27 protein-coding genes and 1 pseudogene are annotated in these 24,318 nt (G+C 60.4%); 9 read left to right on the plus strand and 19 right to left on the minus strand.

Annotated elements, in window-relative coordinates; translation table 11 throughout:
• Positions 1–3: 3 nt before the first annotated feature.
• Positions 4–531, minus strand: coding sequence for an RNA pyrophosphohydrolase (gene rppH / locus HB860_RS15780; RefSeq protein ID WP_139436835.1), 528 nt, complete (start codon positions 529–531; stop codon positions 4–6).
• Between the two features lie 733 nt (positions 532–1,264).
• Between rppH and mutH the strand changes: the two genes are divergently transcribed.
• Both mutH and HB860_RS15790 read left to right on the plus strand, forming a co-directional pair.
• Complete coding sequence (gene mutH / locus HB860_RS15785) at positions 1,265–1,939, plus strand: DNA mismatch repair endonuclease MutH (RefSeq protein WP_247627259.1); 675 nt, start codon at positions 1,265–1,267, stop codon at positions 1,937–1,939.
• A gap of 83 nt (positions 1,940–2,022) precedes the next feature.
• On the plus strand, positions 2,023–2,352 hold the full coding sequence (locus HB860_RS15790; RefSeq protein WP_025325698.1) for an isoamylase early set domain-containing protein: 330 nt from the start codon (positions 2,023–2,025) through the stop codon (positions 2,350–2,352).
• A 104-nt stretch (positions 2,353–2,456) separates the two neighbouring features.
• On the opposite strand, the gene rplS is transcribed toward HB860_RS15790, so the two are convergent.
• The 5 genes from rplS to ffh all read right to left on the minus strand — a co-directional run bounded on the left by rplS (position 2,457) and on the right by ffh (position 5,974).
• Positions 2,457–2,804, minus strand: coding sequence for a 50S ribosomal protein L19 (gene rplS / locus HB860_RS15795; RefSeq protein ID WP_005313505.1), 348 nt, complete (start codon positions 2,802–2,804; stop codon positions 2,457–2,459).
• Between the two features lie 32 nt (positions 2,805–2,836).
• The gene (gene trmD, locus HB860_RS15800; protein ID WP_011704631.1) at positions 2,837–3,586 is read right to left on the minus strand and encodes a tRNA (guanosine(37)-N1)-methyltransferase TrmD; all 750 of its coding nucleotides are present in this window, start codon (positions 3,584–3,586) and stop codon (positions 2,837–2,839) included.
• A gap of 34 nt (positions 3,587–3,620) precedes the next feature.
• Positions 3,621–4,142: a ribosome maturation factor RimM gene (gene rimM, locus HB860_RS15805; RefSeq protein ID WP_005332346.1), complete on the minus strand. Its 522-nt coding sequence runs from the start codon at positions 4,140–4,142 to the stop codon at positions 3,621–3,623.
• A gap of 24 nt (positions 4,143–4,166) precedes the next feature.
• The gene (rpsP, locus tag HB860_RS15810; protein WP_042649810.1) at positions 4,167–4,415 is read right to left on the minus strand and encodes a 30S ribosomal protein S16; all 249 of its coding nucleotides are present in this window, start codon (positions 4,413–4,415) and stop codon (positions 4,167–4,169) included.
• Between the two features lie 179 nt (positions 4,416–4,594).
• Positions 4,595–5,974: a signal recognition particle protein gene (gene ffh / locus HB860_RS15815; protein WP_139436841.1), complete on the minus strand. Its 1,380-nt coding sequence runs from the start codon at positions 5,972–5,974 to the stop codon at positions 4,595–4,597.
• 286 nt (positions 5,975–6,260) lie between these two features.
• On the opposite strand from ffh, the gene HB860_RS15820 reads away from it, so the two are divergent.
• Both HB860_RS15820 and HB860_RS15825 read left to right on the plus strand, forming a co-directional pair.
• Positions 6,261–7,052, plus strand: coding sequence for a cytochrome C assembly family protein (locus HB860_RS15820; protein ID WP_041204421.1), 792 nt, complete (start codon positions 6,261–6,263; stop codon positions 7,050–7,052).
• A 40-nt stretch (positions 7,053–7,092) separates the two neighbouring features.
• The gene (locus HB860_RS15825; protein WP_139436845.1) at positions 7,093–8,373 is read left to right on the plus strand and encodes an HlyC/CorC family transporter; all 1,281 of its coding nucleotides are present in this window, start codon (positions 7,093–7,095) and stop codon (positions 8,371–8,373) included.
• A 31-nt stretch (positions 8,374–8,404) separates the two neighbouring features.
• On the opposite strand, the gene HB860_RS15830 is transcribed toward HB860_RS15825, so the two are convergent.
• Complete coding sequence (locus tag HB860_RS15830; RefSeq protein ID WP_139436847.1) at positions 8,405–8,872, minus strand: Rrf2 family transcriptional regulator; 468 nt, start codon at positions 8,870–8,872, stop codon at positions 8,405–8,407.
• 111 nt (positions 8,873–8,983) lie between these two features.
• On the opposite strand from HB860_RS15830, the gene hmpA reads away from it, so the two are divergent.
• A complete protein-coding gene (gene hmpA, locus HB860_RS15835; protein ID WP_247627260.1) occupies positions 8,984–10,177 on the plus strand; it encodes an NO-inducible flavohemoprotein in 1,194 nt (397 codons plus the stop codon).
• Between the two features lie 86 nt (positions 10,178–10,263).
• Here the strand turns inward: hmpA and HB860_RS22305 are convergent, their stop codons facing one another.
• The 6 genes from HB860_RS22305 to HB860_RS15865 all read right to left on the minus strand — a co-directional run bounded on the left by HB860_RS22305 (position 10,264) and on the right by HB860_RS15865 (position 15,294).
• Entirely contained in the window at positions 10,264–10,854 is a 591-nt protein-coding gene (locus tag HB860_RS22305; protein ID WP_348773040.1) for a tetratricopeptide repeat protein, read from the minus strand.
• 440 nt (positions 10,855–11,294) lie between these two features.
• Positions 11,295–12,230: a malate dehydrogenase gene (gene mdh / locus HB860_RS15845; RefSeq protein WP_139436852.1), complete on the minus strand. Its 936-nt coding sequence runs from the start codon at positions 12,228–12,230 to the stop codon at positions 11,295–11,297.
• Between the two features lie 242 nt (positions 12,231–12,472).
• A complete protein-coding gene (gene artM, locus HB860_RS15850; RefSeq protein ID WP_139436854.1) occupies positions 12,473–13,135 on the minus strand; it encodes an arginine ABC transporter permease ArtM in 663 nt (220 codons plus the stop codon).
• 2 nt (positions 13,136–13,137) lie between these two features.
• The gene (gene artQ / locus HB860_RS15855; RefSeq protein ID WP_139436856.1) at positions 13,138–13,788 is read right to left on the minus strand and encodes an arginine ABC transporter permease ArtQ; all 651 of its coding nucleotides are present in this window, start codon (positions 13,786–13,788) and stop codon (positions 13,138–13,140) included.
• 3 nt (positions 13,789–13,791) lie between these two features.
• Complete coding sequence (locus HB860_RS15860; RefSeq protein WP_005332335.1) at positions 13,792–14,529, minus strand: transporter substrate-binding domain-containing protein; 738 nt, start codon at positions 14,527–14,529, stop codon at positions 13,792–13,794.
• Between the two features lie 24 nt (positions 14,530–14,553).
• Positions 14,554–15,294: an ATP-binding cassette domain-containing protein gene (locus HB860_RS15865; RefSeq protein WP_247627262.1), complete on the minus strand. Its 741-nt coding sequence runs from the start codon at positions 15,292–15,294 to the stop codon at positions 14,554–14,556.
• A gap of 200 nt (positions 15,295–15,494) precedes the next feature.
• On the opposite strand from HB860_RS15865, the gene argR reads away from it, so the two are divergent.
• The gene (argR, locus tag HB860_RS15870; RefSeq protein WP_005308670.1) at positions 15,495–15,965 is read left to right on the plus strand and encodes a transcriptional regulator ArgR; all 471 of its coding nucleotides are present in this window, start codon (positions 15,495–15,497) and stop codon (positions 15,963–15,965) included.
• Between the two features lie 79 nt (positions 15,966–16,044).
• Here the strand turns inward: argR and HB860_RS15875 are convergent, their stop codons facing one another.
• The 5 genes from HB860_RS15875 to glnK all read right to left on the minus strand — a co-directional run bounded on the left by HB860_RS15875 (position 16,045) and on the right by glnK (position 21,403).
• Entirely contained in the window at positions 16,045–16,950 is a 906-nt protein-coding gene (locus HB860_RS15875) for a Dyp-type peroxidase (protein WP_247627263.1), read from the minus strand.
• Positions 16,951–17,031: 81 nt separating this feature from the next.
• The gene (locus tag HB860_RS15880) at positions 17,032–18,066 is read right to left on the minus strand and encodes an ABC transporter ATP-binding protein (protein ID WP_247627264.1); all 1,035 of its coding nucleotides are present in this window, start codon (positions 18,064–18,066) and stop codon (positions 17,032–17,034) included.
• An 82-nt stretch (positions 18,067–18,148) separates the two neighbouring features.
• Entirely contained in the window at positions 18,149–19,774 is a 1,626-nt protein-coding gene (locus HB860_RS15885) for an ABC transporter permease (protein WP_247627265.1), read from the minus strand.
• A 39-nt stretch (positions 19,775–19,813) separates the two neighbouring features.
• Positions 19,814–20,821 (minus strand): Fe(3+) ABC transporter substrate-binding protein, encoded by a 1,008-nt coding sequence (locus tag HB860_RS15890; protein WP_247627266.1) that lies wholly within the window; start codon positions 20,819–20,821, stop codon positions 19,814–19,816.
• Between the two features lie 243 nt (positions 20,822–21,064).
• Positions 21,065–21,403, minus strand: coding sequence for a P-II family nitrogen regulator (glnK, locus tag HB860_RS15895; RefSeq protein ID WP_005332325.1), 339 nt, complete (start codon positions 21,401–21,403; stop codon positions 21,065–21,067).
• Between the two features lie 201 nt (positions 21,404–21,604).
• Here glnK and arfB point away from each other — a divergent pair, with 201 nt between their 5' ends.
• The 3 genes and pseudogenes from arfB to HB860_RS22310 all read left to right on the plus strand — a co-directional run.
• Positions 21,605–22,021, plus strand: coding sequence for an alternative ribosome rescue aminoacyl-tRNA hydrolase ArfB (arfB, locus tag HB860_RS15900; RefSeq protein WP_005332323.1), 417 nt, complete (start codon positions 21,605–21,607; stop codon positions 22,019–22,021).
• 27 nt (positions 22,022–22,048) lie between these two features.
• Positions 22,049–22,543, plus strand: a complete 495-nt coding sequence (locus tag HB860_RS15905; protein ID WP_247627267.1) for a methylated-DNA--[protein]-cysteine S-methyltransferase — start codon at positions 22,049–22,051, stop codon at positions 22,541–22,543.
• Positions 22,544–22,642: 99 nt separating this feature from the next.
• A pseudogene (locus HB860_RS22310) lies at positions 22,643–22,720 on the plus strand (methylated-DNA--[protein]-cysteine S-methyltransferase); the annotation flags it as partial.
• 329 nt (positions 22,721–23,049) lie between these two features.
• Here the strand turns inward: HB860_RS22310 and HB860_RS15915 are convergent.
• Entirely contained in the window at positions 23,050–24,246 is a 1,197-nt protein-coding gene (locus tag HB860_RS15915) for a NupC/NupG family nucleoside CNT transporter (protein WP_247627268.1), read from the minus strand.
• Positions 24,247–24,318 lie beyond the last annotated feature (72 nt).

Consider the following 24,318-nt stretch of genomic DNA (forward strand, 5'->3'; position numbering starts at 1 on the left):
TCCTTAGCGCGAGCGGTTGCGCCGCCCATCCTTTCGATTAACCTGCACCACCGGCACCGGCATGGCCAGCGGGGCAAACTCCTTCATCACCCGGCGGTAAACTTCCCGCTTGAAGGAGACGACCTGACGAACCGGGTACCAGAAGCTAACCCAACGCCAATCATCAAATTCCGGGTGACCATGACAACCGAACTGGATCCTGGACTCTTTGCCAGGATCGAGCTGCAGCAAAAACCATTTCTGCTTCTGGCCAATACAGACCGGTGAACTGTCCCAGCGAACGAGTCGTTTGGGTAAGCGATACTTCAGCCAGTTGCGACTGGTCGCCAGTATGGTCACATCGTCGGGCTTGAGGCCTATCTCCTCATACAGCTCACGATACATGGCCTGCTCCGGCGATTCACCATCATCAACTCCCCCCTGCGGAAACTGCCAGGAGTGCTGCCCATAGCGCTTAGCCCACAATACTTGCCCGTCACGGTTACAGATCACGATGCCGACATTGGGACGAAATCCGTCGCCATCTATCACGTGATCACCTTATAAAGGCTGAATCTATAAAGAGATTGTTCCACATTCACCCCGTGGCGGCAAACAGGGACTGTCATCTTCCACTCATGAATAACTTGGCATTTCAAGCAAAGTTATAAACAAACCTGAAGGACAAGCTCCGCAAGTTGCCCACCCAGACTGTGCATAAGCCTGTGATCAAGCGGGTATATACAGTAGTTTTATACTACGACTTCAAATCATGCCGTATCATACCCGATTCATATAAAAACAAAATATTCATTTAAATACATATAGTTAATATTTAAAAACTGGATCAAGATCCATGTCTTTTGCGCCCGAGGATCCTGACTGTCAATTGTGAACAAGTTCGACTGTTCAAAGATCCACCAAGGCTAGTTTATCCACAAGGATGGCGCATTATCTGCACCGATATGGCGAGAAAAATTGGCGTGCTCTCACATTTATTTCTGATGCCGGGCCCTGTATCACCACTTTATGTCAGTTATCCAAGATTTCTGTGGATAACTATGTGCAACAGCCAGGCCAAACCCTTGGACAACTCGTTGCAACCGGGATCCTCCCGTTCTCCAGGCTGGAGAAAAAAGTCAAATTCCTTTAAAATCATTGTCATAGATGATAATTCACAATCTTGCCCCCCCTGTGCATAGCCGGGCAAGGATCGGTTACAAAAACAGCGATCCTCTGTCAGGATCACACTTGTCCACCCCCTTCTCGCCAACAGGAGCCCCTCATGTCCGCCAATCCACAGTCAGAGCAGGAATTGATGGCGCGCGCCTACGCCATGGCGGGCTTCACCCTGGCCCAGCTCGCCGCGATGGCCGCCATCCCGGTGCCACGGGATCTCAGGCGGGACAAGGGCTGGATCGGCCAGTTGATCGAGTGGCAGCTGGGCGCCAGCGCGGGCAGCCGGCCGGAGCAGGACTTCCCCGATCTCGGCATCGAGCTCAAGACGATCCCGATCGATCCTCAGGGCAAACCGCTGGAAACCACCTTCGTCTGCGTCGCTCCCCTCATCGGGATCAGTGGCCAGCGCTGGGAGGAGTCCAATGTGCGCAACAAGCTGTCGCGGGTACTCTGGATCCCGGTGGAGGGCAGCCGCACCATCCCCGTCGGTGAACGCCGGGTCGGCATGCCGTTGCTGTGGAGCCCGAGCGAAGAAGAAGACAGGTTGCTGCGTCAGGACTGGGAGGAGCTGATGGACATGATAGTGCTGGGGGAGGTGGAGCAGATCAGCGCCCGCCACGGTCAGGTCATGCAACTGCGCCCCAAGGCGGCCAACAGCAAGGCGCTGACTCGCGCCATCGGCCGCAATGGCCAGCCAATCCAGACACTGCCACGGGGTTTCTACCTCAAGATTGAGTTCACTCACCAGCTGCTTCGGCGTCATTTCGCCCTGCCTGCCTGACGATTGCTATCAACATTCTTGTCATAAGGTGATATAAAAATGAACAGCGCTACTTTCTTCGCAGTCAGTGACAAGGAGTCGATATGCCGATCAACAAGCAATTTCTCAAGTCCCGCCCCGAGGTCAAGGTGACCTTCGCAGTGGAAAAAGAGGCCGCAGGCGAGGCCGAACAGGTCTTGCTGCTGGGGGAGTTCAGCCAGTGGCAACCCATTGAATTGAAAAGAATGAAGAGCGGGGAGTTCAAGGCGACCCTCAACCTTCCCACCGATGGCCCCAGTCATTTCGAGTATTGCTATCAACTGGTGCAGCCAGACGGGGAGACCCGTTATGACAACGACTGGGAAGCGGACGACTATGTGCCCGGCCCCTTCGGGCGCGACAACTCTGTGGTGCGGGTCAGCCAGCCAGGTTGAACCCACCGCCTCAAATGACGGATACAAAAAAGGCTCGCCATTGGCGAGCCTTTTCACTACCTGTCGAGCTATTCGTCGACATACCGACACCAATTCGAATCGAATTAGTTGAGCTTCTCTTTGATACGAGCAGCTTTGCCGGACAGGTTGCGCAGGTAGTACAGCTTGGCGCGGCGAACATCACCACGACGCTTCAGTTCTACACTGTGGATCAGCGGAGAGTGAGTCTGGAATACACGCTCAACACCTTCGCCGTTGGAGATCTTGCGAACGGTGAAAGCAGAGTGCAGACCGCGGTTACGCTTGGCAATGACGATGCCTTCGAAAGCCTGCAGACGCTCTTTACCACCTTCTTTAACACGAACTTGAACACGTACGGTGTCGCCCTGGGCAAAAGCCGGGATGTCGGTACGCAGTTGCTCTTGTTCAAGCTGCTGAATAATCTTGCTCATTGTCTTTCCTTACCTAGGATAAACTGAAAACTCTACTTAACGCTGTCACGCACTTCGCGGACATACTCGGCAAGAAGTGATTCTTGCTCGTCAGTCAGAGCTAGGTTGTTAATAAGTTCCGGCCTTCTCTGCCAGGTTCGTCCGAGCGACTGCTTGAGACGCCAGCGCCGAATCACTTCGTGATTGCCGCTAGTCAGCGCCTCGGGCACCGCCAATCCATCCAACAACTCCGGCCGAGTGTAGTGGGGATGATCCAGCAGGCCATCCGTGAAGGAGTCCTGCTCGGCACTGGCCTGATCGCCCAAGACCCCGGGGACCAGACGCGAAACCGCATCGATCAGGGTCATGGCAGGCAACTCGCCACCACTTAACACGTAATCCCCGATAGACCACTCTTCGTCGACTTCGGTTTGTATCACGCGTTCATCGATACCTTCGTATCGACCGGCAACCAGAATCAGTTTCTGATTCGTCGCCAACTCGGTTACGCCCGCTTGAGTCAGCTTGCGTCCCTGAGGAGAGAGATAGATGACTTTCGCCCCGTCTCCCGCCGCTTGCTTGGCTGCATGAATCGCATCACGCAGCGGCTGAACCATCATCAGCATCCCAGGCCCACCACCATAAGGACGATCATCGACCGTACGGTGTTTGTCGTGGGTGAAATCCCGAGGGTTCCAGCACTCAATCTGCAGCAGGCCACTCTTGACGGCCCGACCCGTTACCCCGTGCTCGGTAATGGCTCGGAACATTTCCGGGAAGAGGCTAATCACCCCAATCCACATAAGAAACCTCCGGCACCCGTGTTAGCGCGGGAAACTAGAAACCAGGATCCCAATCAACTTCGATTGTTCGAGCAGTCAGATCAATGTTCTTGATCACCTGCTCTTCCAGGAACGGGATCAGCCGCTCCTTTGCACCAAAGGCATCTTTTACATTGGCCTCAACCACCAACACATCGTTGGAGCCGGTTTCCATCAATTCGGTCACCTTGCCCAGGTCGTATCCCTTGGTGGTCATCACGGAGCAACCAATCAGGTCACGCCAGTAAAACTCACCTTCAGGCAACGCAGGCAACAGATCGGCGGCTACGCCAATCTCGACATTGGTCAATGCCAGGGCATCCTCGCGCACATCGATACCATCGAGCTTGCAGATCAGACCCTTGTTGTGACGCTTCCAGGCCGAAACCTGAATCTCACGCCACACCCCGTTCTGATTGATCAGCCAGGGGTTGTAATCGAAAATCGCTTCGGCAACATCGGTGAAGGAGTTCACTTTAAGCCAGCCCTTGATGCCGTAGACGGTACCCAGGGTGCCCAGAACTATAGGTTTTTCCACCTTAACTCCTTACCGCTTGGCTGATTAAGCAGCTTTTTTAGCGTCTTTGATCAGCTTGGCAACACGGTCAGAAACAGTGGCACCAGTAGCAACCCAATGCTCGATACGAGCCAGGTCCAGGTTCAGCTTCTCAGCGTTACCAGCAGCAACCGGGTTGAAGAAACCAACGCGCTCGATGAAGCGACCGTCACGGGCGCAACGGCTGTCAGAAACTACTACCTGGTAGAACGGACGCTTTTTCGCGCCACCACGTTGTAAACGAATGGTTACCATATCGTCCTCATGAACATCTAATGAACAAGGCCTGCAAATACGCAGACCCTAGCTTAAAATAAGCCGCGTAATTCTACTTGGATTCGTAATAATTGCAACCAAGCCTGCTATTTTTTGCGCAGGAGTTGGCATGAAAAAGGCTCACCGCGGTGAGCCTTTTTGCCTGACAAGCAGGAAAATCAGAACGGACCGCGTCCGCCGCCACCGAATCCGGGGGGCAGCATGTTCTTCATCTGGCCCATCATCTTGCGCATGCCACCCTTGCCGGACATCTTCTTCATCATGCGCTGCATCTCGGTGAACTGCTTGAGCAGCTTGTTCACGTCCTGCACCTGCATGCCGGAACCCGCGGCGATGCGACGCTTGCGGGAGCCCTTGATGAGGTCGGGATGAGCACGCTCCTTGGGCGTCATGGAGCTGATGATGGCCTCCATCCGCACGGTGATCTTGTCATCCATCTGATCTTTCACGTTATCCGGCAGACCGGACATGCCGGGCAACTTGTCGAGCATGCCCATCATGCCGCCCATGTTGCGCATCTGGGCCAGCTGCTCACGGAAATCTTCCAGATCGAAGCCCTTGCCGCTCTTGACCTTGCTGGCCAGCTTGGCGGCTTTCTCCTTGTCGACCGTGCGTTCCACTTCCTCGATGAGCGACAGCACGTCCCCCATGCCGAGGATGCGGGATGCGAGTCGGTCCGGGTGGAAGGGCTCAAGGGCATCGGTCTTCTCGCCCATACCGATGAACTTGACCGGCTTGCCGGTGATGTGGCGCACCGACAGGGCGGCACCGCCGCGGGCGTCGCCGTCCGCCTTGGTGAGGATGACGCCGGTGAGCGGCAGCGCTTCGTTGAACGCCTTGGCGGTATTGGCAGCATCCTGACCTGTCATGGCATCCACCACGAACAGGGTCTCGACCGGCTTGATGGTGGCGTGAAGATCCTGGATCTCCGCCATCATCTCGGTGTCCACGTGCAGACGACCGGCGGTATCGACGATCACCACGTCATAGAATTTCTTGCGCGCCTGATCAATGGCGGCGGTGGCGATCGCCACCGGCTTCTGGGTCACATCACTCGGGAAGAAATCGACCGAGATGTCATTGGCCAGGGTCTCGAGCTGCTTGATCGCCGCCGGGCGGTAGACGTCGGCACTGACCACCAGCACCTTCTTCTTGTGGCGCTCCTTGAGCAGCTTGGCCAGCTTGCCCACAGTCGTGGTCTTACCGGCACCCTGCAGGCCCGCCATCAGGATGATGGCCGGCGGCTGTGCGGCCAGATTGAGCTGCTCGTTCGCCTCTCCCATGACAGAGACCAGCTCGCCATGGACTATCTTGATGAAGGCCTGGCCCGGGCTCAGGGACTTGGCCACTTCCTGGCCGACGGCACGCTCTTTCACGCGGGCAACGAAGTCACGCACCACCGGCAGGGCCACGTCCGCCTCGAGCAGCGCCATGCGCACTTCACGCAAGGTATCCTTGATGTTCTCTTCGGTCAGCCGGCCACGGCCACTGACATTGCGCAGGGTGCGCGAGAGTCGTTCAGTCAAATTCTCAAACATGACGCATTCCGATTCTTGGCGTAACTAGTGGGGCATTATACCCCAGTCAGCACTGTGAGGACGATTACTCACCGCTTGCGGCGGTGACCCGCCATCGAATGAGCGGGTGTAACAAATGGAGGGCATTATACCCCAGTCAACGCCGGAGGACGATTATTCGCCGCACGGGGCTGTCAGCTGCTACTTATATATGGGCAGTTAGCCCCTGGCACAACTGGCGAGCATATCTTGTGCAAGGTATACTGCCCCTCTTATCCATAAAAGCTTGTTCGACAACGACCTGGTTATGATCGTGATCTCTGTTCTGGCCCTGGCGTTTTACCTGCTGGCCATCATCGCCTCTCTGCACCTGCTGCTCAGCGCCAAGCCCGTCGGGCAGGTGTCGCTGTTCGCCTGTGTCGGCCTGGCCCTGACCGCCCATGGCGTGGCGGTGGGCAGCGAGGTGCTGGCCACCCATTCCGGCCAGAATCTCAGCATGTTGAACGTCGCCTCCCTGGTCAGCCTCATCATCAGCTGCTTCATGACCTGCGTTACCCGCCGTTTCAACGGCTGGATCCTGCTGCCCGTGGTCTACAGTTTCTCGGCCTTGCTGCTCGCCGCCAGCGCCCTCATTCCGGGTCGCTACATCACCCATCTGGAAGCGCACCCCCAACTGCTGCTGCACATCGGGCTCGCCTTGATGGCCTATTCGGTACTGATGATCGCCTGCCTGTTTGCGCTCCAGCTTGCCTGTCTGGATCGGCAGCTGAAGTCCAGAAAGATAAGCCATCTGCCGGCCATGCCGCCCCTGATGACGGTGGAGAAGCGCCTGTTCCAGCTCATCTCCGCGGGCCTCTTGCTGCTGACGCTCTCCATCGCCTCGGGTCTGTTCTTCCTGGAAGACATGTTCGCCCAGGGCAAGTCCCACAAGGCCATCCTCTCGATCCTGGCCTGGTGCGTCTATGCCTTGCTGCTGTGGGGTCACCACACCCGTGGCTGGCGTGGTCGCAAGGTCATCATGCTGAGCCTCATCGGCAGCGTCATCCTGACCCTGGCCTACTTTGGCAGCCGCTTCGTCAAGGAAGTCTTGCTGAGCTGACGGTTCAGCCACCCAAACACCACCCCAACAGGAGCCCTTCTTGGACAGTATCTCAACGAGCACATTACTGATTGTTCTCGTTATCTTGATTGTGTTGTCAGCCTTCTTCTCCAGTTCCGAAACCGGTCTGATGTCCCTCAACCGCTACAAGTTGCGGCATCTGGCCCAAACCAAGCACAAGGCAGCCCGTCGGGTCGAAAAGCTGCTGGCTCGACCGGATCGCCTGCTTGGCCTCATCCTCATCGGCAACAACCTGGTCAACATCCTGGCCTCCGCCATCGCCACCATAGTCTGCATCCGGCTGTTCGGGGATCTCGGCGTCGCCATCGCCACCTTCGGCCTCACCCTGGTGGTGCTGGTGTTCGGGGAAGTCACCCCCAAGACACTGGCGGCCATGTTTCCCGAGCGCATCGCCTACCCCGCCTCCTGGGTTCTCAAGGGGCTGATGGTGCCCTTCGCCCCCCTGGTCTGGCTCATCAACAGCATCACCAACCTCTTGCTCAAGCTGCTGCGACTGGAACATCGCAAGGATGACTCCCTCAACACCGAAGAGCTGCGCACCATAGTCAACGAGGCGGGCAGCCTCATTCCCCAGCGCCATCAGGAGATGCTGATCAGCATTCTGGATCTGGACAAGATGACGGTGGAAAACATCATGGTGCCGCGCAGCGAGATCTCTGCCATCGACATCAACGACGACTGGAAGAGCATATTGCGCCAGCTGGCTCACTGCGCTCACACCAAGATCCTGCTCTATCGCGACAATATTGACGACGTTGTCGGATTTTTACACTCTCGTGATGCCCTCAGACTGGTCGCCAAGGACCAGTTCAGCAAGTCCAGCCTGCTGCGGGAAGTCGATCCCATCTACTTCATTCCACAGGGCACCCCCCTCAATGTGCAGCTGGCCAAGTTCCAGCGCAACAAGGAGAGGATCGGGCTGATTGTCGACGAGTATGGGGATATCCAGGGGCTGATCACCCTGGATGACATCCTGGAAGAGATAGTGGGTGACTTCACCACCTCCATGGCCCCGGCGCCGAGCGACGAGATCCACCCCCAGCCGGATGGCTCCTTCCTGGTGGAAGGCTCCGCCAGCATCCGCGAGCTGAACAAGGAGATGCACTGGCACCTGCCCATCGACGGCCCGCGCACCCTCAACGGGGTGATCCTGGAGTACCTGGAAGAGATCCCTCAGCCCAACATCAGCGTCAGGCTGGCGGGTTATCCCATCGAGATCCTCGAAGTGGAGAACAACATGGTGAAGATGGCGAGGATCATGCCACACCTCTACCGTAACGAGTCAGGTTACGAGGATTGAAAAAAGGCTGCCGATGGCAGCCTTTTTCGTCTCACTCGCTCTCGTCATCCGGATCCAGCACCAGAGTCGGGATCAACTCGCCGAACACCTGCTGCAGCTCGTCGCGGTTGGCCAGCAGATCTTGCAGCGTATAGCCGTCCATCACCGCAAGGAAGGCGTTCATCGCCTCCTTCAGGGCACTCTTGAGCAGACAGACAGAGACGATGTGGCACACCGGCGAGTTGCAGTCGATGCCGTCCAGATTGCCTTCCAGCGCCCGGATCACCTGACCTATGTTCACGCTCTCAGGAGAACAGGCCATGCGGATCCCGCCATTCTTGCCACGCTGGGACTGCAGATAACCCAGCTTCACCAGCTGATTCACCACCTTCACCATGTGATTGCGAGAGACGTCATACAAGGCAGACACCTTGGCCACGCTCGACAATTCCCCCTCCGGCAATGTGGCCAGATAGAGCAGGGCTCTCAATCCAAAATCGGTATAGCTTGTTAGTCTCATAGTGCCTGTGGCGCATAGCGCAAAGAATTGATGATTGATCCAGATCAATTAAACATTTAGGATGCAACTTATTAAGTGACATTCCAGATGTTCAATTAGAAAGGACCTCCTATGTTAGACCAAGCCACCATCGCCGTCATCAAGAGCACCATTCCTTTGCTCGAATCGGCGGGGCCTGCCCTCACCCAGCACTTCTACCAGCGCATGTTCCACCACAACCCCGAGTTGAAGGATGTGTTCAACCTGGCCCATCAGCGCAGTGGCGGTCAGCCCCTGGCCCTGTTCAGTGCCGTGGCGGCCTACGCCAGGAACATCGACAACCTGGGGGCCCTGGCCGGAGCCGTGGAACGCATCGCCCACAAGCACACGGGTTTCCTGATCCAGCCGGAACAATATCACATTGTGGGTAGTCATCTCTTGGCCACGCTCAAAGAAATGGGTGGCAACGCGGTGACGGACGAGGTACTGGAAGCCTGGGGCAAGGCCTATGGCGTGCTGGCCGACATTTTCATCGGTCGGGAGGGTGATCTCTACCGGGAGAAGGCGAGCGAGCTCGGTGGCTGGCAGGGGGCCCGCCCCTTCCTCATCAAGGAGAAGCGTCAGGAGAGCGAGCTTGTCACCTCCTTCGTGCTGGCCCCCGTCGACGGCAAACCCGTGCTGCGCTTCAAGCCGGGGCAATATATCAGCATCCGGCTCAATCACCCGTCGCTGGAGCATCAGGAGATCCGTCAATACTCCCTCTCCGATGCCCCCAATGGCCGCGACTACCGCATCAGCGTCAAGCGCGAGCCCCTGGGCCAGGCCTCCAACCTGCTGCATGACCAGCTTCACGTCGGTGACGAGGTGGCGTTGATGCCACCGGCAGGGGACTTCTTCCTGCAAACCGAGCCGACCACCCCAGTGGTGCTGCTCTCCGCCGGGGTGGGTCTGACTCCCATGCTGAGCATGCTCAACCAGTTGCTGGCCGAGCAACCAGAAACTGAAATCCGCTGGCTCCATGCCTGCGAGCATGGCGCCCAGCATGCCTTCAAGGAAGAGATCCAGGCCAAGAGCCGCCAGCATGCCAGCTTGCAGAGCCGGGTCTGGTACAGGGTGCCTGCCGAGCAGGACGTGCAGGGGAAGGACTACGACTTCAGCGGCACCCTGGTGCTGGAACAGGTCACGGACCTCATCCCGGCCAACGCCCACTACTACTTCTGCGGCCCCCTGGGCTTCATGAAGGTGGTAAAAGATCAGCTGAGCAGTTTGGGCGTGCCTGCCGACCGGATGCACTACGAGGTATTCGGCCCCCATCAGGATCTCTGATCCCGCCTCCTGTCCGGAGAAATGCACAAGGCCCACGAACTCAGGTTCGCGGGCCTTGTTGTATCGAGTGGCCTGGCCTGCCGGGCTTAGTGCATCGCCTTGGCGCGGGCGATGGCATTGGCCGGCATGCGATTGCCGAGCCGGCTCAGCAGGCTAGCCGCCTTCTGGTGGGTCGCCTTGTCGCCGATGACGGCGCCGTGCAGCCAGTGGTAGGCCTCCTCGTAATCCAGCGGACTGCCCATGCCCTGCAGCAGCATCTCGACCCACTCTATCTGGGCCCGCTGGAAGCCCAGGCTGGCGGCCTCCCGCATCAGGGTCTCGGCCCGCACCAGATCCTTCTGGACCAGGATGCCTTTCCAGTAATAGCGCCCCAGCTGCTCCAGTGCGGGAGCCAGACCCTGATTGGCCGCCTCCCACATGTATTGCACCCCGATCTGTGCGTCCGGCTTGATGCAGACGCCCCAGGCCAGCATGTCCCCCCACAGGAACTGATAGGCCGGGATCTTCATCACGGAGGCGCGCGCCTCTATGTCCTGGGTCAGCTGGCACCTGTCCTGCTTCACCCGGGCCAGATGACGTCCCTGCTCTATCCAGTTGAGCAGCTCGTCCTGCCGATAGAGCGGCACCGCCTGCAGCTCTCCGGTGGCCAGGGAGCCAGGGCTCACCGCCCTGGGCAGCGGCGCTGCCGCCGGGGCTGATGCCACTGGGGCGGGGGCATCAACGCTTGACAGCACAGGGGCCGGAGCAGCAGCCGTAGGCAACGCTGCCGACGCCACCGGCGCTGGGGCAGCGGCAGCCGCCGGCACTGCGGCTGACGGTACAGGTGCGGTGGCCGGCAGGGTCGCTGATGCAGCCGATGCCGGGGCCAAGGCCGCCGAGGGCGCCGGGACTGTGGCGGCCGCCAGCGACTGGGTTTGCGCGGCCGCCGAGATCGGCTCGGCCCCCTGCAAGGGGAGGCTGCACAGACCGACGAGGCCGACGAGGGTACTGGGTTTCATCATAGGGATCTCCTGCTGCCCTCTTTATCGGCAGCCGGGCCCATCTCCTTAGTCCGCCATGGCAAACCCCGGAAATGACAAAGGGGAGCCTGGGCTCCCCTCATGATCGACGCTGCGGCTTACTTGACGAAGTCGACACCCAGCTGGATATCGGCCTTCAGGGTAGCCAGCATGCTGTCCATGGACTCTTGCTCGAAGGCGCTCAGCTTGCCGTAGTCCAGCACGCTCTCGACACCGTTCTTGCCCAGCAGCACCGGCTGCGCGAAGAAGGTGGCGTGCTCGCCGTTGCCTTCCACATAGGCGCACTCGATGACATTGGCTTCGCCCTGCAGACCCTTGATGAGGGACAGACCGAAACGGCAGGCTGCCTGACCCATGGAGAGGGTGGCAGAACCGCCACCGGCCTTGGCTTCCACCACTTCGGTACCGGCATTCTGGATGCGCTTGGTCATGGCAGCCGCTTCTTCCGCGGTGAAGCTGGCCCCTTCGATCTGGGAGAGCAGCGGCAGTATGGTCACGCCACTGTGGCCACCGATCACGTTGACGCGGATCTTGTCGATGTTCAGGCCCTTGGCCTCGGCCACGAAGGTCTCGCCACGGATGACGTCCAGGGTGGTCACGCCGAACAGGCGACGCTTGTCATAGACACCGGCCTTCTTCAGCACTTCGGCGGCGATGGCGACCGTGGTGTTGACCGGGTTGGTGATGATGCCGATCAGTGCCTTCGGGCAGGAGGCGGCACACTTCTCCACCAGGTTCTTGACGATACCGGCGTTGATGTTGAACAGATCGGAACGATCCATGCCGGGCTTGCGCGCCACGCCGGCAGAGATCAGTACGACATCGGCGCCGACCAGAGCCGGGCTCGGATCTTCACCGCAGAAACCTTTTACTTTCACGTCAGTCGGGATATGGCTCAGGTCCGCCGCCACGCCCGGGGTGACCGGGGCAATGTCATACAGGCTCAACTCGGAACCGGCAGGCAGGCGATTTTTCAACAGCAGAGCAAGGGCTTGGCCGATGCCACCGGCGGCACCCAGAACGGCAACTTTCATGATCAACTCCATGTCTAAGCGTAGGTTTAAGGTTGTTTCTAGTTGGGTTAACGCTGTTTCTTATTGTGCGCCTCACCTTAAAGGATCCCCTGCTAAAAAACAATCTGATAACAGTTGTAATCACGGGTTCTGTGAGCCAGGGAGCAAGCGGCGACGAAAGCGGAGAGGAATATGCGATAAATGAGAGGAAAGACACAGATTTCCTGTGTCTCCCTCACCATTAAGAGGTAAATACGACTGCTTCAGGACTGGAATGCCAGTGCCCGCTTCTCGCACCAGCGGAAACCAATTGTTAACAATCCATTCATGGTCAGGTAGAGGCCCCCGGCCACGGTGAACACCGCCAGGGTGTCATAGGTCTGGGCGTTGAGACGCTGGGCCAGCCCCATGATGTCCATGATGGTGATGGTGCTGGCCAGCGAGCTGCCCTTGAGCACCAGGATCACTTCGTTGGAGTAGGCGGGTACCAGCCGACGGGCCGCGTGGCGGGTCTTCATCCACAGGGTCTGGCCGGCGGAGAAGCCGAGCGCCCGGCAGGCCTCTACCTCGCCTGCTGGGATGGCGTCGAGCGCCCCCTTGAACAGCCGGGTGGAGTAGGCCGCAGTGTTGAACCCGAGCGCCAGCACGGCGCAGAACCAGGGTTGCTTGAGCAACGGCCAGAGCGGCCCCGCCTTGAGCCATTCAAACTGGCCAGGCCCGTAGTAGATGAGGAAGATCTGGATGAGCAGAGGCGTGCCGGTGAAGACCAGCACCCACAGCTGCACCAGCTGGGTCGCCACCGGAATGCGGCGCTCCAGCACCCAGGTCATGCCCGCCGCCATCAGCACGCCAAGCAGCAAGCTGAACGCGGTGAGCTGCAGGGTAATCGCCAGCCCCCCCAGCAGGGTCATCAGGTAATCCTGCATGGTCAGCCTCCGTAACGGCGGGTGTAGCGGGCAGCCTGCTTGAGGCCAAACTCACTCACCAGGCTGATGGCCAGATAGATGAGGGCGGCCGCGGCGTACCAGGTGAAGGGTTCATAGGTGCTGGCCGAGGCCATCTGGGCCTGGCGCATCATCTCGTTCACCCCGATAAGCGACACCAGGGCCGTGTCTTTGAGCAGCACCAGCCACTGGTTGCCCAACCCCGGCAGGGCGTGACGCCAGGCCTGGGGCAGCACGATGCGAAAGAAGATGTGGCCCTTGCCAAGGCCCAGCGCCAGCGCCGCCAGCCGCTGCCCGGCGGGCACCGCATTGAGCGCCGCCCGCAGGGTCTGGGTGGCGTAGCTCGCGAACAGCAGGGAGAGCGCCAGCACGCCGCAGGCGAAGGGGCTGAACTCCACGTACTCGCCGGTGATGAGGAACAACACCTGGGTCGAGCCGAAGTAGATGAACAGCACCACCAGCAGCTCGGGCAAACCACGAATGAGCGTGGTCAGCGTGGCCACAGGCCACACCAGCCAACTGCGCTTGCTGAGCTCGGCGGCGCTGAACGCCAGCGCCAGCACCATGCCCCCGACCAGTGATGCCAAGGCCAGCCCCAGGGTCATCCAGGCTGCATCCAACAACAGGCTCAGCATGGCTTACTGCGCGAAGTACTTGTCGAAGATCTTCTGATAGGTGCCGTTGGCCTTGATCTCGGCCAGCCCCTTGTTCAGCTGGGTCAACAGCTCCTGGTTGCCCTTGGCCACCGCGATGCCAAAGCCGGTACCGAAGTACTTGGCGTCGGTCACCGGCGTGCCGATGACACCGTACTCCTTGTGCTGCTTGAGCCAGTCGGCGGCAACGGCGGTGTCGGCGAAGACGCCGTCGGTGCGACCGTTCATCATGTCGAGGAAGGCGCTCTGGTAGCTGGCGTAGGGCACGGTCAGCAGACCCTTGCTCACCCAGTTGTCCACCAGGTAGGACTGGTGGGAGGTGCCGTTCTGCACGCCGACTGTCTTGTCCACCAGCTCTTCAGGCCCCTTGAAGGCGCCCTTCTTGGCCACGAAGACCGCAGAGTTCTCGTAATAGATGTCGGAGAAGTCGACCTGGGCGGCCCGCTCCGGGGTCACGTCCATGGCGGCGATGACGGCGTCATAGCGACGGAACTTGAGACTGGGGATCAGGCTGTCGAAGGCCTGGTTGTGGAAGCTGCACTCCAGCTTGGCCTGCTCGCAGACGGCGCGGGCCAGATCGATGTCAAAGCCCTGGAACTCGTTCTTGTCATCCAGGTATTCGAACGGCGCATAGGTGGCCTCGGTGGCGAACTTGATCTCCTTGGCCAGCACCGAGGTGCTCAGCAGACCCATGGCAGCAACCAGCAACAGACTCTTTTTCATGACAGCTTCCTTATCGATTCAATATCAATGCATCAAGAATTCGGCAAACCGGCTGGTTTGCGGGGATTGGAAGATGGCGGCGGTGCCGGATTCGATGATCCGCCCCTTCTCCAGATAAATCACCTGACTGGCCACCTTGCGGGCGAACTCCACCTCGTGGGTCACCACCACCTGGGTGATGCCGGTCTGGCTCAGGGTGCGGATGATCTCCGCCACCTCTTTGGTTATTTCAGGATCGAGCGCCGCGGTGGGCTCGTCAAACAGCAGCACCTGGGGATCCATCATCAGGGTTCTGGCGATGGCGACCCGCTGCTGCTGGCCGCCGGAGAGGCGCGCCGGCCAGGCATCCCGCTTGTCGGCCAGCTGCAACTGGGCCAGCAGATAAGCGCCCTTCTCGATGGCAGCCTCGCGGCCCATGCCCAGCACCTTGATGGGGGCTTCGATGAGATTCTCCATCACGGTGAGATGGGGCCACAGATTGTACTGCTGGAACACCATGCCCACCTTGCGGCGCAAGGCCTGGGCCTGGCGGTTGAATTCCGCGGGAGAGAGGCTGGACGGGAAAGAAAATTCACTGTCGGCGATGCGCAGCACACCCGCATCCGGGGTGTCCAGCAGGTTCATCATCCGCAGCAGCGAGCTCTTGCCCGCACCGCTCGGGCCCAGCAATACCAAGGTCTCGCCGGGTGCAGTCCGGAAGCTGACCTGTTGCAGTACCGGCACCTTGTGCCAGGATTTTTCGATGCCGATTAATTCGATACCCATACAGCCCAATTGAATAAGTTTTCAAAATTTCGTCCTGATTCTAGCGCCAGCATAAGTTGATGCAAGCTATATTTGAATCAATATGCAGAACAAGCGCCGCTTCCTTGCCAAAACAGGCATATGAATGCAAAATAGCAGCGCTGTTCGTATCTGCCGCCTGAGCGTGACAGGCGGTCACCTCCCTCATTCGTGAGTCCAAGATGAAACATAACGACAAGCAAGAAAAACTGGCCAAGGCCTTTAAAGCCTTGCTGAAAGAGGAGCGTTTCGGCTCCCAGGCAGAGATAGTCACTGCCCTGCAAGAGATGGGCTTTGAGAACATCAACCAGTCCAAGGTTTCGCGCATGCTGAGCCGCTTCGGCGCCGTCCGCACCCGCAATGCCAAGATGGAGATGGTCTACTGCCTGCCGGTGGAGCTGGGTGTGCCCACCACCTCCAGCCCGCTCAAGAACCTGGTACTGGATGTCGACCACAACGGCGCTCTGGTGGTGATCCACACCAGCCCGGGTGCGGCCCAGCTCATCGCCCGCCTGCTCGACTCCCTCGGCAAGGCCGAAGGTATCCTCGGCACCATAGCCGGTGATGACACCATCTTCATCACCCCGACCAGCGACACCGACATCGAAGAGCTCTACCTCTCCGCCCTCGAGCTGTTCGAACAGACCCCCTGATCCGGTCGCGCTCGCGCCACCTGAACGAAAAATCCCGGTCAAGGCCGGGATTTTTCGTTTCCGCGCATTCGGCAAGCAGTTACTTGCCTTGAGCGACCAGAAAATCGATGGAAGGGGCGAAGAAGGCGGCCCCTGTCACCGCCCTGGTGAAGCGCAGCAGGTGATCGAAGTGGCTCCCCTCCCCCTTGTACATGCTGGCCAGCATGGCATTGAAGTGCTGCGGGGTGCGGCAGCAGGAGATGAAGTAGAGCCCCTGCTCGCGCATGGTGCCCCAGGGCATGCTCTGGCGCAGTATCTCCATGGACTCTCCCTTCGGGGTCTTTAGGTTGACCCGCTTGATGTGGGAGGTCAGCGGCTTGTCGGCCGACTCGTACTCGATGTTGTCCACCTTGGTACGGCCAATGATGTCCTCCTGCTCCTTCAGCGCCAGCTTCTCCCAGTCGCTCATGGCGTGCACCCAGCGCTGGACATGGACGTAGGAGCCACCGGCAAATTCACCCCCGTCGATCAGCGCCACTTCGGCCCTGTGCTCACCCTGGGGGTTCTCGGTGCCGTCGACGAAACCGGTCAGATCCCGGCAATCCTGGTTGCGAAAACCGCGGACTTCCTCGGCCAGCTCCACCAGACCGGCCAGCAGCGCCATGACACGATGGCCGGCGTGATGGAGGACGTCCACCCGATCGGCGCGCAGTTGCACGAAGAGATCGAACGGGGTGTTCGGGGCTTCCTGGCCATTGGCAGACTGCGCCATGAAGCCACGGAACTGGGGCGGACGGGCGGCCGGGTAGATGGCATCCCAGCCCTCGGCGCCGACGGCGACCAGACCGCTGAAACCGGCGTCGGGGAAATCGGCGCTCACCGCATCCCACAGAACCGGCAGCCTGGCCAGACGGGTGGCCAGCTCGACACCGTCACCGGTGCGATTGAACATCAGATAGAGGGCATGCAGATTCGGCTCTGCGCAGATCCCGGCTTGGGCTTTCATTTCTCTCTCCAAAGACATTGGCTATGGGCGTGGCGCGATTATAAACCGGAACGGGGTCAATTCCTTGATTTCACATCACTATCAAGGCATCTGTTCGAACAGCACCAGGGCATGGGGGGCCACGGTCACCCGCGCCCTCTCCCCTTCGAGAGGCTCCCCTATGCTGGCCTCCAGCACCTGGCCGGCGCACTCCACCAGCACCCGGCAGTGATGGCCGAGGAACTGCTGCTCCCGCACCAGCAAGTCGCCGTCGGCGGCGGCCGCCAATGCCAGCTGCTGGGGCCTGAGCATCAGCTGCAGCCGCTCTCCCGGGGCGCGACCGTGCGGCTCATGGCCACAGATGACCCCGAGCGCTGTCTGCACGCAGTGGCTGTCCACCACCTCGGCCGCCAGATAGTTGACCCCGCCGAGAAACTCCGCCACGAAGCGGTTCTCGGGGCGGCGATAGAGTTGCTCCGGCTGGCCCACCTGCTCGATGCGACCGGCCCGGAACAGCGCCAGCCGATCGGCGAAGGCGAACGCCTCCTCCTTGCTGTGACTGACGAAGATGGCGCCTATCCCCTGACGCTTGAGCAGGGTGCGGATCTCCAGGATCAGCTTCATCCTCACCTGGGTATCGATGTTGGAGAAGGGCTCGTCCAGCAGCATCAATCTGGGCTTGCAGACCAGGGCGCGGGCGATGGCGACCCGCTGCTGCTGACCACCGGAGAGCTGATGGGGATAGCGATCCCCCAGCCCCTGCAGGTTGACCAGGGTCAGCGCCTCGTCGATCTGCTGCTGGCGGGTGTCGCGAGGCGCCCGGGTCAGCCCGAAGCCGATGTTCTCGGCCACCGTCAGGTGGGGAAAGAGGGCGTAATCCTGAAAGATCATGCCGATGTGGCGACGCTCAGGCGACACCGTCACGCCGGGCCCGTCCAGCAGGGTCTCACCGAGACGAATGCTGCCTTCCGCCAGTGGCAGCAGGCCGGCGACCGCCTTGAGCAGGGTGGTCTTGCCACAGCCACTCGCCCCCAGCAGGCAGACGATCTCGTTGTCGGCCACCGTCAGGGAGAGCTGCTCCAGCACGTTCTGGCCGTTGTAACGGCAGCTAACCTTCTCTACTTGCAAGCAAGACACGGCACTGTTCCTCTCGTTTCTGGCGGTGCGCTGCCTTTCGGTCAAGCACACCGTATGCAATTTCATTGGCCGGCGTGGCGACTCAGTGCCCCGGACTGTCCAGGCTGCGGTTGACCCAGATAAGCGGCACCAGCCCCACCAGCACGATGACGATGGCGCCGAGCGCCCCCCGCTCCAGCATCTCGTCCGAGACGAACTGGTAGACATGGGTCGCCAGGGTCTCGAAGTTGAACGGCCGCAGCAGCAGGGCCGCAGGCAGCTCCTTCATGGATTCGATGAACACCAGCATGGCACCGGCAAAGAGGCCCCGTCGCACCAGGGGCAGATGCACCCGGCGCAGCATGCCCCCCGTCCCCTGCCCCAGGGAGCGGGCCGCCATGTCGAGGCTGGGGGAGATCTTGCCCATGCTGCTCTCCACCGAGCCGATGGCGATGGCCACGAAGCGCACCAGGTAGCCGAATACGATGGCGGTGAGGGTGCCGGTCAGCAGCAGACCTGGCCCCTGCATCCCGAGCCACTCGGCCAGATCGTTGAGACCAAAATCCAGCGCCGTCAGCGGCACCAGCACCCCGATGGCGAGCACAGTGCCCGGCATGGCATAGCCGGTGGCGGCGATGCGCAGGGGCAGCAGGCTGCGGGTGCCGCCATCGAGGCGGCGGAAGAAGCCGAGCAGCAGGGCGATGGCCATGGCGAGCAGGGCAGTCAGGGCCGAGATGAGCAGGCTGTTGCCGGCGAAGCGCACGAATTCCGGCGTCCACGAGAGTTCGAAATAGCGCACCCCGTAATCCAGCAGGATCACGAACGGCAGGCCGAAACCGGCCAGCACCAGTCCCCAGCACCAGAGCCCGGCCAGCAGACGGCTCGCCCCCTTGAGGGGATAGCGCAGGGGCTGCTCATGGCCCATGGATTTCTGGAATACCTGCTGGCGCTGGCGGGAGCGGCGCTCCAGGGCGATGAGCAACACCACCGCCAGCAGCATCAGGCAGGAGAGCCGGGCTGCGGTGGCCAGGCTGCCGTAACCGAGCCAGGTGTCGTAAATGGCCGTCGTCAGGGTGTTGATGGCAAAGAAGTGGACGGTGGCAAAGTCTGCCAGTGTCTCCATCGCCACCAGCGACGCCCCCACCATGATGGCGGGGCGGGCCAGGGGCAGGCTGAGGCGACGAAAGCTCTGCCAGGGGGTGCAGCCGAGCAACCGGCTGGAGTGAATGAGGCTGACCGACTGCTCCAGGAAGGAGGCGCGCGCCAGCAGATAGACGTAGGGGAAGAGCACCAGCGCCAGCACCCAGGCGGCACCGCCGAGGGAGCGGATGGCCGGGAACCAGTAATCGGCCGGGCCTTGCCAGTCAAACAGGGATCTCAGCCCCGCCTGCAGCGGGCCCGAGTAGTCGAGCAGGTCGGTATAGACGTAAGCCACTATGTAGGAGGGCATGGCCATGGGCAGCATCAGCGCCCACTGCAGGGCGCGGCGCCCCGGCACCTGGCACATGGCGACCAGCCAGGCGGTGGGCACCCCGAACAGCAGGCTGAGCAGCACTACCCCCAGCACCAGCCCTGAGGTGTTGCCAAGGTAGTCGATCAGTACCGTATCGGCGAGGTGGCGAAACAGCTCTCCGTCTGCCGAGAAGGCAGAGAAGATGAGGGCAAGCACCGGCAAACCCAGCAGCAGGGCGGTGGCCCAGCTGCCGGCAATCCATCCACAATTTTTCATGAGTCCACAGCGATTGATGGGGCCTTAGGCCCCATCTGATTACAAGTCGAATTTCACTTCATCCAGCAGCTGCAAGGCGTCCTTGCGGTGCTTGGCATAGTCGCTGACCGGCATGGGGTCAGACTTGAAACTGCCCCAGGCCTTGACCATGGCGGAAGGCTCGACCCCGGCCTTGACCGGATACTCGGCATTCACGTCCGCGTACATGTGCTGGGCGGTGTCGCCAGAGAGGAATTCCATCAGCTTCTGGGCGGCTTCCTTGTTCTTGGCGTACTTGGTCATGGCCACGCCGCTCACGTTGACGTGGGCACCGCGATCAGCCTGGTTCGGGAAGTTGATCTCGACCGCGTCGGCCCAGGACTTCTGCGCCGGGTCTTTCAGCATGGCGCCCAGGTAGTAGCTGTTGCCGAGGGAGACGTCACAGATACCGTCCTTGATCGCCTTGACCTGATCCCGGTCGTTGCCTTGCGGCTTGCGCGCCAGGTTGGCCTTGACCCCTTCCAGCCAGGTCTTGGTGTCCGCCATGCCGTGATGGGCAATCATGGACGAAACCAGCGCCACATTGTACTCGTGCTTGCCGCTGCGGGTACAAATTTTTCCTTTGAATTCAGGCTTGACCAGATCTTCGTAGCGGATGGTGTCGAGCTTGCCGAGCCGATCCTTGCTGGAGTAGATGGCGCGCACCCGGGTAGTCAGGGCGAACCAGCGGTTGTCCGGATCACGATAGATGGAGGGGATGTTCTCCTGCAGCGTCTTGCTGTCCACCGGCTGAACCAGATCCTTGTCCACCAGGTCGGTCAGGCGGCTGATGTCGACGGTCAGCATCAGATCCGCGGGGGAGAGCTTGCCTTCGCGCTCCAGGCGCTCGTTCAGCCCCTCTTTGGCAAACACCACGTTGACCTTGATCCCGGTCTCTTTCTCGAACTGCTGGATGATGGGCTTGATCAGCTCATCCTGCCGATTGGAGTAGACATTCACTTCAGCGGCGGCAAAGGCCGACTGGGCGATCAGCGAGGAGAACACCAGCGCCAGCATCTTCATTTTCATCATCCATTCCTTGTCTGTGCATATAGTGATAACTATTTTCGTTTGCATTCTGCATGAATCAGGATGAGAGGATCAAGGCGGTTTGCAGAGGTAAGGCCACATATTTAATCACTGCTAAAACAAAAAGACCGGATGGAATCCCACCCAGTCTCTTCATGACCATGCATTCTCTTTTTCTATCGACCCGGCAGGGCCTGAGCGCTCAACCCGACCGGCTCAGCGGCCGGGGGCCCTGGCGCGGCATCACAGCGCCTCGTCGTCGCTCTCGCCGGTACGGATGCGCACGGCCTGCAGCAGGTCATAGACGAAGATCTTGCCGTCTCCTATCTTGCCGGTATAAGCCGCCTTGCAGATGGCCTCGATCACCCCTTCCACGTTCTCGTCGGCGGTGGCGATCTCCAGCTTTACCTTCGGCAGGAAGTCGACCTGGTACTCTGCCCCCCGGTATAATTCGGTGTGCCCCTTCTGGCGACCGAAGCCCTTGACCTCGGACACGGTCAGACCCTCGACCCCCAGGTTGGCGATGGCCTCGCGCACGTCGTCCAACTTGAAAGGTTTGATAATCGCAGTAATCAGCTTCATCTGGTTGCTCCCAATCCATGGTATGTCATGAAGAGGTCATCAATTCTTGTGCCAAGTATTTTTATTGTTTATTTTCATAAAGATAGCCATTAACCCTTGAGCCATTTCGGCTCAGGATCACCAAGGAAGCGCATCTCGCCCCATAATGAGGCACCAAGCTGCACCAGACTCCCTTGATGCACCAAATGAGAGCATCACCCCATGTTAGTCATCTCCAACAGCGTGATCATTCCCTGGCATGAGCTGCAGTTTCAGACCATGCGCGCCCAGGGGGCCGGAGGCCAGCACGTCAACAAGACGGACTCCGCCGTCTGGCTGCGCTTCGATTACCGCGACTCCCCCAGCCTGCCGGATCTCTACAAGGAGGGGCTGGAGAAGCTCAGCGACAGCCGGGTCCACGATGGCTTCATCCAGATCAGGGTCGAGACCCACCGCAGCCAGGACATGAACCGCAAGGAGGCCATGAGCCGCCTGACCGAGTTGCTGAAAAAGGCCGCCTGGCGCCCCAAGGCCCGCCACGCCACCAAGCCGACCCGCAGCTCCCAGCGCAAGCGGGTTGACGCCAAGAAGCGCAAGGGTGAGATCAAGTCGGCCCGTGGCAAGCCCGGGATGGAGTGAGCCGTTCAGGCCGAGGAAGAGAGATCCATGAGATACAGTTTTTGTGACAGCGCCCAGGGCCCCCTGCTGGTCGCCATCGATCAGGATGGCCTGCGCTTCGTGGAGTTCCTGCGGGGGGAGCAGCCGGTCACCCCGACAGCGGAATGGCAGCGGGACGATGTGACCCTGGCCCCCTACCTCGAGCAGTTCGAGGCCTATTTTGCCGGTCGGCTGCGGCACTTCACGCTGCCGCTCGCCGCCCGGGGAACCCCTTTTCAGCAGTCGGTGTGGCGTGCCCTGTGCGACATCCCCTACGGCGAGACCGTCAGCTACCTCGAGATAGCCCAGGCCATCGGCAACCCCAATGCGGTGCGGGCCGTCGGGGCGGCCAACGGCCGCAACCCCCTGAGCATCATAGTGCCCTGCCACCGAGTGATAGGCAGCAGCGGTGCGCTGACGGGGTACGCCGGCGGCATACCCATCAAGCGCTGGCTGCTGGCACTGGAGCAGCAGACGGTCGACAACTTCACGCTGACCCCCTGACCCCTGATTAGCCGGCGGCATTCCCATCAAACGCTGGTTGCTGGCACTGGAACAGCAGACTGTCGACAACTTTGCGCTGACTCCCTGACTCCCTGATTAGCTGGCGGCATCCCCTTCATACGCTGGTTGCTGGCACTGGAACAGCAGACTGTCGACAACTTCGCGCTGACTCCCTGACCCCTGATTAGCCGGCGGCATCCCGTTCATAACGCTGCTTGCTGGCATTGGAGCAGGGGAACGGAGGCTTAGCGCTGACGCCACCGGGCGTTTAGCAAAATGAACACAGTATGAAGAATCGCCTCAGAAGGGCTTCAGACTGGGAAAGGCATGATGCACTCACACTTGGATGGCACGGCTCATCCCTCATTCAAGTGGCACCCATGTGACGCTTCCAATCTGTCTTTTTCCCCGCGCCTCCTCTGAGGCGCTTTTTTTTTGCCCGACAACGGCCACAACAAAGCCCGCCGAAGCGGGCTTGGACCTGAAGGCACGAGCGCCTAGGCCACTCAGAGGGCGAGGAACAGGCCAGCGAGCGAGGCGCTCATCAGGTTTGCCAGCACCCCCGCCAGGATGGCCCGCAGGCCGTAGCGGGCGATGAAGGATTTGCGCTCCGGCACCATGGCCCCCAGGCCGCCGATCAGGATCGCCATGGAGGAGATGTTGGCGAAACCGCACAGGGCAAAGGTGACTATGGCCCTGCTCGACTCGTTCAGGGTCTGATCCTGCACCAGGGCGATGAAGGCGACGAATTCGTTGATGACGATCTTGGTGCCGATCAGGGCGCCGGCCGCCTGGGCCTGATCCCAGGGCACGCCGATGAGCCAGGAGACGGGGGCGAACAGCCAGCCCAGGATGATCTGGAAGCTCAGATCCAGACCCACCAGGTCGCCGGCCCAGCCCAGCAGGCCGTTGAGCATGGCAATCACACCGACGAAGGCCAGCAGGGTCGCGCCCACCGCCACAGCGATATTGAGACCGGACATGGCGCCATCGGCCGCCGCTTCGATCACGTTGGTGGCGCGGGGGATCACCACATCTTCATGATGATCTTCCTCATCGGCACCGGGCGGCACCAGGATCTTGGCCATGGCCAGGCCGGCAGGCGCCGACATGAAGGCGGCGGCGATCAGGTATTTCAACTCGACCCCGATGCTGGCATAACCCACCAGGGTGCCACCGGCCACCGAGGCGAGACCGCAGCTCATCACCGCGAAGAACTGGGAGTCAGACATCCTGGAGAGGTAGGGCTTGACCACCAGGGGGGCTTCCACCATGCCGACGAAGATGTTGGCGGTAGCGGAGAGGCTCTCGGCACGGCCGGTGCCCAGCAGCTTCTGCAGGCCGCCGCCCAGCAGGGCGATGACCCGCGGCATCAGGCCGATGTGGTAGAGGATGGCGATCACCGCGGAGAAGAAGATGATGACCGGCAGCACGTTGAAGGCAAAGATGAAGCCCAGCTTGAACTTGGCCAGATCCCCGAACAGGAAGGCGATCCCCTCCTGGCCGTAGCCGATCACGCTGCTGACGCTCTCGCTGACGCCGTTGAGCACCTGCTGACCCGCAGGCAGCCAGAGCACCAGGGCGGCGAAGAGGACTTGCAGGCAGAGGGCGAAGCCCACTGTTCTCAACGGGATACGACGACGATTATCAGAGCAGAGTGCGGCTAGCGCCAGGATACTCAAGATGCCGAGCAGGGCGATCATAGGAATTCCATCTAGTGGGACTGAAGATGGGCGCGGATTCTGCTCCCCTGCCCCCATCACTGCAAGTCCACC

Origin of the sequence: Aeromonas genomosp. paramedia (assembly GCF_023093515.1) — a bacterium.
In the GTDB taxonomy this organism is placed as follows: Bacteria; Pseudomonadota; Gammaproteobacteria; order Enterobacterales; family Aeromonadaceae; genus Aeromonas.